At 70.1% G+C, this 10,776-nt stretch carries 14 protein-coding genes; 8 read left to right on the forward strand and 6 right to left on the reverse strand.

Translation table 11 applies throughout. From position 1 onward, the window contains the following. Window positions 1-88: 88 nt before the first annotated feature. The 5 genes from ACWER9_RS27535 (at window position 89) to ACWER9_RS27555 (ending at window position 3,178) form a co-directional block, all read left to right on the forward strand. Entirely contained in the window at window positions 89-511 is a 423-nt protein-coding gene (locus ACWER9_RS27535; protein WP_091403761.1) for a roadblock/LC7 domain-containing protein, read from the forward strand. Window positions 512-516: 5 nt separating this feature from the next. Further along, window positions 517-903, forward strand: a complete 387-nt coding sequence (locus tag ACWER9_RS27540) for a DUF742 domain-containing protein (RefSeq protein WP_030337267.1) — start codon at window positions 517-519, stop codon at window positions 901-903. Then, on the forward strand, window positions 884-1,495 hold the full coding sequence (locus tag ACWER9_RS27545; RefSeq protein WP_030337265.1) for a GTP-binding protein: 612 nt from the start codon (window positions 884-886) through the stop codon (window positions 1,493-1,495). Before ACWER9_RS27540 ends, ACWER9_RS27545 begins: the two co-directional genes overlap by 20 nt. Window positions 1,496-1,580: 85 nt before the next feature. Then, entirely contained in the window at window positions 1,581-1,916 is a 336-nt protein-coding gene (locus tag ACWER9_RS27550) for a YciI family protein (RefSeq protein ID WP_452304574.1), read from the forward strand. Window positions 1,917-1,921: 5 nt separating this feature from the next. Continuing rightward, window positions 1,922-3,178 carry an RNA polymerase sigma factor gene (locus tag ACWER9_RS27555; protein WP_452304575.1) on the forward strand — a complete coding sequence of 419 codons (1,257 nt, stop codon included), beginning with the start codon at window positions 1,922-1,924 and terminating at the stop codon, window positions 3,176-3,178. Window positions 3,179-3,344: 166 nt separating this feature from the next. On the opposite strand, the gene ACWER9_RS27560 is transcribed toward ACWER9_RS27555, so the two are convergent. After that, a complete protein-coding gene (locus ACWER9_RS27560) occupies window positions 3,345-3,533 on the reverse strand; it encodes a DUF397 domain-containing protein (RefSeq protein WP_452304576.1) in 189 nt (62 codons plus the stop codon). Further along, window positions 3,524-4,291, reverse strand: coding sequence for a Scr1 family TA system antitoxin-like transcriptional regulator (locus tag ACWER9_RS27565; RefSeq protein WP_452304577.1), 768 nt, complete (start codon window positions 4,289-4,291; stop codon window positions 3,524-3,526). The genes ACWER9_RS27560 and ACWER9_RS27565 overlap by 10 nt, the downstream gene beginning before the upstream one ends. A 185-nt stretch (window positions 4,292-4,476) precedes the next feature. Here ACWER9_RS27565 and ACWER9_RS27570 point away from each other — a divergent pair, with 185 nt between their 5' ends. Next, a complete protein-coding gene (locus ACWER9_RS27570) occupies window positions 4,477-4,848 on the forward strand; it encodes a hypothetical protein (protein WP_452304578.1) in 372 nt (123 codons plus the stop codon). Between the two features lie 43 nt (window positions 4,849-4,891). On the opposite strand, the gene ACWER9_RS27575 is transcribed toward ACWER9_RS27570, so the two are convergent. After that, the gene (locus tag ACWER9_RS27575; RefSeq protein ID WP_452304579.1) at window positions 4,892-5,266 is read right to left on the reverse strand and encodes a type II toxin-antitoxin system VapC family toxin; all 375 of its coding nucleotides are present in this window, start codon (window positions 5,264-5,266) and stop codon (window positions 4,892-4,894) included. After that, a complete protein-coding gene (locus ACWER9_RS27580; RefSeq protein ID WP_452304580.1) occupies window positions 5,263-5,517 on the reverse strand; it encodes a type II toxin-antitoxin system Phd/YefM family antitoxin in 255 nt (84 codons plus the stop codon). Before ACWER9_RS27580 ends, ACWER9_RS27575 begins: the two co-directional genes overlap by 4 nt. A gap of 237 nt (window positions 5,518-5,754) precedes the next feature. Here ACWER9_RS27580 and ACWER9_RS27585 point away from each other — a divergent pair, with 237 nt between their 5' ends. Then, window positions 5,755-6,228, forward strand: a complete 474-nt coding sequence (locus ACWER9_RS27585; RefSeq protein WP_452304581.1) for a hypothetical protein — start codon at window positions 5,755-5,757, stop codon at window positions 6,226-6,228. A 77-nt stretch (window positions 6,229-6,305) separates the two neighbouring features. Here the strand turns inward: ACWER9_RS27585 and ACWER9_RS27590 are convergent, their stop codons facing one another. Beyond that, a complete protein-coding gene (locus ACWER9_RS27590) occupies window positions 6,306-9,158 on the reverse strand; it encodes an aconitate hydratase (RefSeq protein ID WP_452304582.1) in 2,853 nt (950 codons plus the stop codon). A gap of 212 nt (window positions 9,159-9,370) precedes the next feature. Between ACWER9_RS27590 and ACWER9_RS27595 the strand changes: the two genes are divergently transcribed. Then, a complete protein-coding gene (locus tag ACWER9_RS27595; RefSeq protein WP_452304583.1) occupies window positions 9,371-10,180 on the forward strand; it encodes a DedA family protein in 810 nt (269 codons plus the stop codon). Window positions 10,181-10,398: 218 nt separating this feature from the next. On the opposite strand, the gene ACWER9_RS27600 is transcribed toward ACWER9_RS27595, so the two are convergent. Further along, the coding region (locus tag ACWER9_RS27600) for a C39 family peptidase (RefSeq protein WP_452304584.1) at window positions 10,399-10,776 on the reverse strand (378 nt) is incomplete at its 5' end.

Consider the following 10,776-nt stretch of genomic DNA (forward strand, 5'->3'; position numbering starts at 1 on the left):
GAGCACCGAGGCCGCGGGTTTCCACGCGGTGTGACGGGCGAGCCCCAGACGAACACGGCGCACAGCCGGGCGAGAAGAGGACGACGAAGTGACCCAGAAGACGGCTTCGAGCGCCGACCTGACGTGGTTGCTGGATGACCTGGTGGGCCGGGTGAAGCAGGCCGAACACGCGGTCGCGCTCTCCACCGACGGCCTCTTGATGGCCTCCTCCCAGGGGTTGAGCCGGGACGACGGCGAGCACCTCGCGGCGATGGCGGCCGGCATCCAGAGCCTCGCCCGAGGCGCCGGCAAGCGCTTCGGTGGTGGGCAGGTGCAGCAGACCATCATCGAGATGCAGTCGTCGTTCCTGTTCGTCACAGCGGCCGGCCGCAACGCCTGCCTGGCGGTGCTGGCCAGCGAGGACGCCGACGTCGGTCTGATCGCCTACGAGATGGCGATGCTCGTCACCCGGGTCGGCAAGTACGTCGCATCGCCGTCGCGAGGCACCGATCAGCAGGTCGGCGAGAGGTAGCGGCGATGACCGTCCAGGGGGAGTCCGCAGACCATCAGTGGGTGGACGACCACGCGGGTCCGGTGGTGCGTCCGTACGCGGTGACGCGCGGCCGGGCCCGCCCGGTCACCGGCACGTTCGACCTGATCTCCCTGGTCACGGCGACCCGAGCCGAGGTCACGCCCGAGGTCGGTCTCGGCCCCGAGCATCTGGCGATCGTCGGGCTGTGCCAGCGCATACAGTCCGTCGCCGAGATCGCCGCCCATCTCGACCTGCCGGTGGGCACCATCCGGGTGCTTCTCGGTGATCTGGCAGCCCGCAGCCTGGTGCAGGTCCGCGAGCCGCAGACCACGGCCGGTCTTCCCGACAACAGCATCTTCGAGGCGGTAATCAATGGACTACGGGCACTCTGACCGGCCGGCGGGAGCGACGCCACTGCCCACCGCGATCAAGATCCTGGTCGCGGGCGGCTTCGGCGTGGGCAAGACGACCATGGTTGGCGCGGTCAGCGAAACCCGGCCGCTGCGCACCGAGGAGGTGCTGACGGAGTCGGGGGTCGGCATCGACGACCTGTCCGGGGTGGAGGGCAAGACCACCACCACCGTGGCCATGGACTTCGGCCGGATCACCATCAGCGACGACCTGGTGCTGTACCTGTTCGGTACGCCAGGGCAGGACCGGTTCTGGTTCGTCTGGGACGAGCTGGCGTTGGGCGCGATCGGCGCGGTGGTGCTCGCCGACACCCGCCGGCTCGCCGACTGCTTCCCCTCGATCGACTACTTCGAGGGTCGGGGCACGCCCTTCGTGGTGGCGGTGAACTGCTTCCAGGGCGCCCGGACGTACCGGCTCGACGAGGTGCAGGCCGCGCTGAACCTGGACCCGGGCGTGCCGGTGCTGCTCTGCGACGCCCGGCAGCGCGAGTCCAGCAAGGAGGTGCTCGTCACGCTGATGGAGCACGCCATGAAGACCCGCGAGGCCCGCCGCCGCGCCGCCAGCGGAGACTGACAGGAGTTTTTCGGGGGAGGGTGTCCGGAACGCTGTCGGCCGATCGTCATGCTGTCGACACCCCGAGAAACCAGGGAGCGACCAGATGAAGTACATGATGTTCGTGTGCAGCGACACCGAGCCGGACACCGACCCCACCGAGCTACCCGACATCCACAAGTGGGTGGCGGAGAACGACTCCCGGGGGCGCCGGCTGACCGGCAACGTGCTGGCGGCGACCGACGCGGCCACCACCGTCCGCGTTCGCGACGGTGAGCTGCTCGTCTCCGAGGGGCCGTTCGCGGAGACCGCCGAGGTGATCGTGGGCTTCGACCTGCTCGACTGCGCCGACCTGGACGAGGCGATCGAGATGGCCCGCAGCCACCCCATGGCCCGTGAGGGGCGGCTGGAGCTGCGCCCGTTCGCGGACCTGCCCGACTGACTGAGTTGCCCACCTCGCCGAGCCGGCCGAGGCGCACGGGGGCAGCGGCCGGCGCGGCGGCGGAAGCCGTCGCGGCGGCCGGCGTCGAGGCGTACCCCCGGATCGTCGCGACCCTGATCCGGGTCACCGGGGACTGGGCGTTGGCCGAGGACTGTGCCCAGGAGTCGTTGGCCGTCGCCCTGGAGCGCTGGCCCACCGACGGTGTGCCGGCCAACCCGGGCGGCTGGCTCATGACGGTGGCGCGTAACCGGGCGATCGACGTGCTGCGTCGGGCCACTTTGGAGCGGCGCAAGCTGCACGACCTGGCGTTGCTCACGCCGGACGACGCACCGCCGGGGCCGGAGGTGGGCCAGGACGTGGTGGACGACCGACTGCGACTCGTCTTCACCTGCTGCCACCCGGCGCTCGCGCTCGAGGCCCGGGTGGCGTTGACCCTGCGCACGGTTTGCGGCGTGCCGACCGCCGACATCGCCCGCCTCCTGCTGGTCAGCGAGTCGACGATGACCCGCCGGCTGACCCGGGCCCGCACCCGCATCGCCCAGGCCGGCATCCCGTACCGGGTGCCGAGCGGGCCGGCGCTGACCGAGCGGCTGCCCGGCGTCCTCGCCGTGCTGTACCTGCTGTTCACCCGGGGTTACGTCGCCGACGGTGAGCCGGCCTTCGCCGACGAGGCGGTCCGGTTGGCCCGGCTGCTCGACCGGCTGATGCCCGAGCAGTCCGAGGTCGCCGCGCTGCTGGCGCTGTTCCTGCTCCAACACTCCCGCCGGGACGCCCGCCGCGACGCCGCCGGCGACCTGCTCACCCTGCAACGGCAGGACCGCGGCCGGTGGGACGGCGCCGCCATCGCCGAGGGCCTGGCCACCCTCGATCGGGTACGCCACGACGGGCCGTACGCGTGGCAGGCCCGGATCGCCGCCTGCCACGCCACCGCGGCCTCGGCCGACGACACCGACTGGCCGACGATCGCGCGGGCCTACGACGCGCTAGCCGAGCTGCGGCCCTCGCCGGTGATCGCGCTCAACCGCGCTGTCGCGCACGGCTACGCGTACGGGCCGGCCGCCGGGCTGGTCCTGCTCGACGCCGCGCGCACTCGGGGAGGGCTGGACGGCTACCCGCTCGCCGTGGCGGTGCAGGCCGATCTGGTGGCCCGGCAGGGGGACCGCCTACGCGCGGCCGGACTGTTCCGACAGGCGGCGGCAGCGGTGGGCTCGACTGCCGAGCGCCGCGCGCTGCTGGACCGGGCCGACGAACTCGCCCCCTGAGGGCTCGCGTCGGCGTTGAGCGTCTGTTGGTCCGACCTCGCCGAAGACGCGTCGGGATCGGAGAGGGCCAGCAAAGTGAATCTTGGACACTTTCCGTCTCCGCCTAACGGAAACTGTCCAAGATCTCAGCTTCGGCAGGTGGCCGCGCCGGGAACCTCTCAGAGGTTCAGCCGCGCTTGGTCGAGGTCAGGAATCGGGACCAGGCCGTTGGGTCGAAGGTGAGCGTCGGACCGGCCGGGTCCTTCGAGTCGCGTACGCCGATGACGCCCGCGAGGTTGTCGGCCACCTCGACGCAGTCGCCGCCGTTGTTGCCACTCTTGCTGCTCTTGCGCCACCGAGCGCCGGTCAGGTCCATGATGCTGCCGCTTCCCTGATCAGATTGAGGGACTGCGCCCGCGACAGGGCGCTGTCGCGAATGCGTTCCCACCGTCGGTCGAGCGTAGCAACGTCGGCAACCTTGTCGATGAGCTGCGCTTGCGCCTGGCTGTCGACGTGCGCTACCCGCGCCCCGTCCGGCATCTCGGCCACTGTGAACGGCCCACCGAGGCCCGGATACATGCCGACGTCGACGGGCACGACGAACAGCGACACGTTCGGCAGCATGGCGTGTTCGACCAGCCGTTCGCACTGCTCCCGCATCATGGCCCGGTCGCCGTCGAGGGTGCGCCGGAGGACTCCCTCATCGAGGACCGCGACGAGCAGCGGCGAACGTTCCCGGCGCAGGATGGCCTGCCGGCTCAGCCGCGCCTCCGCCAGGTCGTTGGCCTCGGCCGTTGTCAGCGCCTCGCCGACCAGCGTCGCGAGGGCGTAGGCCTTCGTCTGGAGGAGGCCCGGTATCCACGCGAGCTGAAACGACCGCAGCGAAAGTGCTTCGCGCTCGATCTCGGCCCAGGGCCGGAACCAGGCCGGCGTTCGGCGCTTCAACGCGTCGGGCCACAGCTCGTCGACGTTCCGGCCGAGCAGTTCGGCGACACGCGCGCGATGACGCGTCTGCGGGATTCGTCCCGTGCTCGCCCACTTGGCGGCCGTCTTCGGATCGACACCAACCTGAGCAGCGAGACTGTCAGCTGTGTGGCCCCGCTCGGCCATCGCTGCCTGCACGGCTCGATTCATCCCCGGGCCCTTCAGAACGTTCCAGACGTTGGAAGGTAATAGTTATACGCGGTGTGATTGATTGGCAACCCTCGGCAGGGTGCTGTGTAGACAGCATCGAGAGGGAGCACAGGATGCCCGACGACAAGCCCTGCCACCGCCCCCAACGGCCAGGCACTCGACCGGCACAGCCGGCCTCGCCCCGTGTGATCAGCGCCGGACCGACCGGGCCACAGCACCCTCCGTACCGTGGCCCGGGTCGCGCGGCGAACGTCGTACCCGAAACACGCTGGCGGTCCCGGGGCGGCCCGCCGGTCGCGCACACCGCCGCCGGCCCGCTGTGGACGTGCGACGACTGTGGTCAGGACTGGCCCTGCCCGGCACTGCGAGCGACCCCGACGGACGCCGCCCGCCGGGCGACCCTGATCCCCGAGTTCTCCCGGATAACCCGCAGGGCGATCCGCGACCTGCGCGGCCAGCCGGGCGGCCCCGACCCGGTCGCCATCGTCCGCCGTTTCCTCTGGTTCCTGCCACTCACCGACGAGGAGGCCCGCGCGGTCGCGCTGCGGCTGCGCTGAGCGTTCGCGCCGGTCGACGCCCTCATCCGCTAGCGGATGGAAGTCACGCCACCAGGATCGGTACGTCGTACTTCTGGATGCGGTCATCCCTGGTGACCAGGGTCAGACCTTCGTGCAGGGCCTGTGCGACAAGCATCCGATCGAAAGGATCCCGGTGGATGACCGGCAGTCGACCAGCTGCGATTGCGTGATCGTGGCGGATCGGAAGCTCCCGCAGTTCGGCGTCACGGATCCGTTCGGCCAGGTCGACAGGACCGGGTAACTTGCCCAGCGACTGTTTGATCGCGACCTCCCACAGCGTGACCGGGCTGAGGTACACGTCGGGCTCGGTGTCGATGCGATCCTTGATGTCCGTTGCGAGGATCGGGTCGTCGGTCAGCCACCAGAGCACCACGTGCGTGTCGAGCAAGAGCCTCATCCGGGCAGCCCGAACTCGCGAGCAACCTCGTCGTTGACCTCGTCGGAATCCCAGTCACCGGTGAGGTCCAGCGCACCACGCAGAGAGCCGCGACCGGTGCGAGATGTTCGACGCAGAGGGATGACCTTGGCGACCGGGTTACCAGCCCGGCTGATCACGATCTCCTCGCCGTGCTCGACCCGTTCGATGATGCGTGACAGGTTCGTCTTCGCATCGTGGATGTTGAACTGCGCCGCAGCTTCACCGGCCACCGTGCACCTCCTTAGCTAAGAGGTTAGCCCGTATCGAGGCCTGGTACGAGGAGCGACCCGGAACGACGCAGGGTCCCTCTCGCCGAGGGGCGGGAGGGACCCTGTTGGCGTCGATCCGTACCACTGGGTTGAACTCTTCTGGTGTCAGTGCTGACGTGCATGGCCCCCGGTCGTGCTGAGCGCTCATCCCTGCCGCCCACCCCGCGCGGCGCGAGCGGCGATCGATATGGTGGCCACATGGCACTGCCGTTCGTGGTTGCTCTGCGCGGTTACGACATGCGTCAGGTCGAGAGTCTCTTCGCCGAGGTGGATGAGGCTGTGGCCGCCGACAGTGCCGTGTTGCGGGCTGCCGCGCGAGACACGCTTCGGGCGACCACCCTGCGACGGCGGCTACGGGGCTACGCCCCCCGGGACGTGGACGCGGCGATAGCCCAACGGCTGGCGGCACTCGCGCAACCGGGCACCCCGAGCGGACCGACCCGACCACCCGGCATCACGCCGCTGCCGTTCGTGGTTACTCTGCTGGGTTACGACATGCGTCAGGTCGAGAGTCTCTTCGCCGAGGTGGATGAGGCTGTGGCCGCCGACAGTGCCGTGTTGCGGGCTGCCGCGCGAGACGCGCTCAGGACGGTCACCCTGCGGCGGCGGTTACGGGGTTACGCGCGCCGCGCCGTGGATGACGCGGTAGTCGAGCACCTACGGGCGCTCTGACCGCGAGTCTTTCCCGGCTACGACGGCGAAGGCCGCCCCCGCCGAAGCGGGAGCGGCCCTCGACCAGCCGCACGCGATCAGTTGGCGATCATGCGGCGCAGCACGTACTGCAGGATGCCGCCGTGCCGGTAGTAGTCCGCCTCACCGGGGGTGTCGATCCGCACCACGGCGTCGAACTCCACGCCGGTGTCGGTGCTGACCTGCACCGTGCTTGGGGTCTCGCCGTCGTTGAGGGCGGTCACCCCGGTGATGGTGAACGTCTCGGTGCCGGTCAGACCGAGCGACTCCGCCGTGACGTCCACCGGGAACTGCAGCGGCAGCACGCCCATGCCGATGAGGTTCGAGCGGTGGATCCGCTCGTACGACTCGGCGATGACCGCCCGGACGCCCAGCAGCATCGTGCCCTTGGCCGCCCAGTCACGCGACGAGCCCGAGCCGTACTCCTTGCCGGCCAGGATCACCAGCGGGATGCCGGCCTCCTGGTAGGCCATCGAGGCGTCGTAGATCGAGGTCTGCTCGCCGGTGAGGTGGTTGACGGTGAACCCGCCCTCCACCCCCGGGACCAGTTGGTTGCGCAGCCGGATGTTGGCGAAGGTGCCCCGGATCATCACCTCGTGGTTACCCCGACGGGAACCGTACGAGTTGAACTCGTGGCGCGGCACGCCGTGCTCGGCGAGGTACGAGCCGGCCGGGGAGTCGGCCTTGATCGCACCGGCCGGTGAGATGTGGTCGGTGGTCACCGAGTCACCAAGCTTGGCCAGCACCCGGGCGGCCGAGATGTCGACGACCGGGCTCGGCTCCTGCTGCATGCCCTCGAAGTACGGGGGCTTGCGCACGTAGGTGGAGTCGCTCTCCCAGGCGAAGGTGTCGCCGGTCGGGGTCGGCAGCGACTGCCACCGCTCGTCGCCGGCGAAGACATCGGCGTACGCGGCGCTGAAGCCGGTGGCGCCGATCGCCTGGGCGATGACGTCCTGGATCTCGGCGCTGTTCGGCCAGATCTCGCGCAGGTAGACCGGGTTACCTGCGGAGTCCTCACCGATCGGCTCGTTGGCCAGGTCGATGTCCATCGTGCCGGCCAGGGCGTAGGCGACCACCAGCGGCGGCGACGCCAGGTAGTTCATCTTGACGTCCGGGTTGATCCGGCCCTCGAAGTTCCGGTTACCCGAGAGCACCGAGACGACCGACAGGTCGTGCTCGTTGACCGCGGCGGACACCTCCTCGGGCAGCGGGCCCGAGTTGCCGATGCAGGTGGTGCAGCCGTAGCCGACCAGATTGAAGCCGAGCTTGTCCAGGTACGGCGTCAGGCCGGCCCGCTCGTAGTAGTCCATGACGACCTTCGACCCGGGCGCCAGGGTGGTCTTCACCCACGGCTTGCGGGTCAGGCCCTTGTCGACAGCGTTGCGGGCCAGCAGCGCGGCACCGATCATCACCTGCGGGTTCGACGTGTTGGTGCAGGAGGTGATCGCGGCGATCACCACGGCACCGTGGTCCAGCTCGTACTCGACGCCGTCGCTGCCGGTGACCCGGATCGGGTTGGTGGCCCGGCCACCGGCCCCGGCGGCAGCCGTCTCCAGGTCGCGCGGCTCGTCGGCCGGGTCGCTGAACTCGTTGGCCGGCGGGTCGCTGGCCGGGAAGGACTCGGCGCTTGCCTCGTCGGCCGGGCCGTTCGCGCCGCGCGGCAGCTCCTCACGGGCGACGCTCGGCTTGAGGTCGCGCTCGCCGGTGGAGTCGTCGGCCACGTAGTCGGTCAGCGCGGAGCGGAACAGCGTCTTGGCGCTGCCCAGCGGCACCCGGTCCTGCGGGCGCTTCGGGCCGGCGAGCGACGGCTCGATGGAGCCGAGATCCAGCTCCAGGCGCTCGGAGTACTCCGGCTCGGCCGCCGGGTCGTGCCAGAGGCCCTGCTCCTTGGCGTACGCCTCGACGAGCGCGACCTGCGCGGCGTCGCGGCCGGTCAGCTCCAGGTAGCGGATCGTCTCCGCGTCGATCGGGAAGATCGCCACGGTGGAGCCGTACTCCGGGGACATGTTGCCGATGGTGGCCCGGTTGGCCAGTGGCACGGCGCTCACGCCCGGGCCGTAGAACTCGACGAACTTGCCGACCACACCGTGCTTGCGCAGCATCTCGGTGATGGTCAGCACCAGGTCGGTGGCGGTGGTGCCGGCCGGCATCTCACCGGAGAGCTTGAAGCCCACCACCCGGGGGATCAGCATGCTGACCGGCTGGCCGAGCATCGCGGCCTCGGCCTCGATGCCACCGACGCCCCAGCCCAGCACGCCCAGGCCGTTGACCATGGTGGTGTGCGAGTCGGTGCCGACGACGGTGTCCGGGTACGCCTGGCCGTTGCGCTCCATGATCGTACGAGCCAGGTACTCGATGTTGACCTGGTGCACGATGCCGGTGCCCGGCGGCACGACCTTGAACTCGTTGAACGCGGTCTGGCCCCAGCGCAGGAACTGGTAGCGCTCCTTGTTGCGCTCGTACTCCAGCTCGACGTTGCGGGCGAACGCGTCCTCGCGGCCGAACAGGTCGGCGATGACCGAGTGGTCGATGACCAGCTCGGCGGGGGCGAGGGGGTTGACCTTGGTGGCGTCGCCGCCCAGGTCGCGTACGGCCTCGCGCATGGTGGCCAGGTCGACCACGCAGGGCACGCCGGTGAAGTCCTGCATCAGGACCCGCGCCGGGGTGAACTGGATCTCCACGCTCGGGGCGGCGGTGGAGTCCCACCCGCCGAGCTGGCGGATGTGGTCGGCGGTGATGTTCGCGCCGTCCTCGGTCCGCAGCAGGTTCTCCAGCAGGATCTTCAGGCTGTACGGCAACCGCGCGTGGCCGTCCACCTTGTCGATCTTGAAAATCTCGTAGCTCGCGTCTCCGACGCGTAGCTGGGTCTTCGCACCGAAGGTGTCGAGGCTCGCCACGTCGTACTCCTTCACACCAGCGACCGTGAGTAGTCCTGAGCAGTCTGTCGCACCGGCCGGGGTGCCGCCGAGGTTAGGTGACACTTACCGCCCGATTCCGCTTCCAACAAAACCGTACGTCCGTCTTGCTATATGCGCAACCCGGCGTCACCGTGTGGACGGACCACGACCGCGCCGCGTCGCCAGCCGGCGGGGTAGGGTCGGTGCCGATTCGGAAGGGGTGCCGAGTGATCGACGTTCAGCACTGGCTCTCGGCGCTGCCTCCGGGCCTGGTCTACCTGATCGTCGCCGGGGTGATCGGCGTGGAGAGCATGGGCGTCCCGCTGCCCGGCGAGATCGTTCTGGTCAGCTCCGCCCTGCTCGCCGCCACCGGCGTGGTGGAGCCGGAGTGGGTGGCGAGCGCCGCGGCGTTCGGCGCCATCGTCGGCGACTCCATTGGGTACGCCATCGGCCGACGCGGCGGTCGTCCGCTGCTCGCCCGGCTGGGCAGACGGTTCCCCAAGCACCTGGGCCCGGCACAGCTCGCCCGTGCCGAGCAGAGCTTCGCGCGGCACGGCGTCTGGGCGGTCTTCTTCGGTCGGTTCGTGGCACTGCTGAGGATCCTGGCCGGGCCGCTCGCCGGGGCGCTGCACGTGCCGTACCGCCGCTTTCTGGTGGCGAACGCGGCCGGCGGCCTGGTCTGGGCCTTCGGCACGACGTACCTGCTCTACTCGGTCGGTCGCGCGGCCGAACACTGGTTGAAGGACATCTCCTGGGCCGGGCTGGTCCTCGCGGTGCTCGCCGGGCTCGGCAGCACCTGGTGGCTGCGCCGACGCGCGCACCGCGTCACGTCGGCCGACGATGCTGCCGCCATGGAGGCGGCTTCCGGCGGTCATGCGGCGGAGGCGGCTGCGGGCGGTCATGCGGCCGGGGCGGCTCCCGGCGGCCATGCGGCGGAGGCGGCTGCGGGCGGTCATGCGGCCGAGGCGGCTTCCGGCGGCCATGCGGCGGCGGTTGCGTCCGGCGCCGATCCGGTCCGACCGGGCAACGGGCACTGACCTCGCCATTCTCGCCACCGACTGACGTCGGAAGCCGCCGCCGAAGCCGGACGGCGGCCGCCGAGATCTGCGCAATAACAGTGTTGTTGCTGTCTCCCGCGCATGGGAGGCAGCAACATCCGGGAAGTTGCTCGGATGTGGGCGTGGGCGTTCGCGGGCATGGCGAAGGGCCGGGCCCCGTGGATGGGGTCCGGCCCTTCGTCGTTGGTGTGTTGGTGTCAGCTGGTGGCGTAGCCGCGGGTGGCGATCCAGTCGGCGAGGTGCTCGACGCTGATCTGGTAGGCGGCCTGGTTGGGGTCGGCGGAGTCGGCGATCGTGACGGTGCTGCCGTTGTCGCGGTAACCGACGACGCTGATGTAGTGCCCGCCCTCGTAGGAGTGACTCACACCGGTGGTGTCGGTGCTGGTCCCGGCGATGTTCGCGACCACGGCCCTACCATCGTCCACGGTCCGGACGATGTCGGCGCGCAGCTTCTCGGTCTGCTTCGCGTCAGCATCCGGGGTACTGATCTCCACCGACCGGTAGGCGTTCTTACCGGTCTCCTTGTTCAGCACCGGGGTGATGTCGTTGATCGAGTTCGTACCGGCCTCGGTGGT

It is taken from the genome of Micromonospora sp. NPDC003944, assembly GCF_053605225.1.

Excerpts from the sequence above, each read along its gene's own strand:
- ACWER9_RS27550 (WP_452304574.1), top strand. The coding sequence starts at position 1,581 with ATGAAGTACATGATGTTCGTGTGCAGCGACACCGAGCCGGACACCGAC.
- ACWER9_RS27575 (WP_452304579.1), bottom strand. The coding sequence starts at position 5,266 with ATGAGGCTCTTGCTCGACACGCACGTGGTGCTCTGGTGGCTGACCGAC.
- ACWER9_RS27540 (WP_030337267.1), top strand. The coding sequence starts at position 517 with ATGACCGTCCAGGGGGAGTCCGCAGACCATCAGTGGGTGGACGACCAC.
- ACWER9_RS27585 (WP_452304581.1), top strand. The coding sequence starts at position 5,755 with ATGGCACTGCCGTTCGTGGTTGCTCTGCGCGGTTACGACATGCGTCAG.
- ACWER9_RS27560 (WP_452304576.1), bottom strand. The coding sequence starts at position 3,533 with ATGGACCTGACCGGCGCTCGGTGGCGCAAGAGCAGCAAGAGTGGCAAC.
- ACWER9_RS27545 (WP_030337265.1), top strand. The coding sequence starts at position 884 with ATGGACTACGGGCACTCTGACCGGCCGGCGGGAGCGACGCCACTGCCC.
- ACWER9_RS27565 (WP_452304577.1), bottom strand. The coding sequence starts at position 4,291 with ATGAATCGAGCCGTGCAGGCAGCGATGGCCGAGCGGGGCCACACAGCT.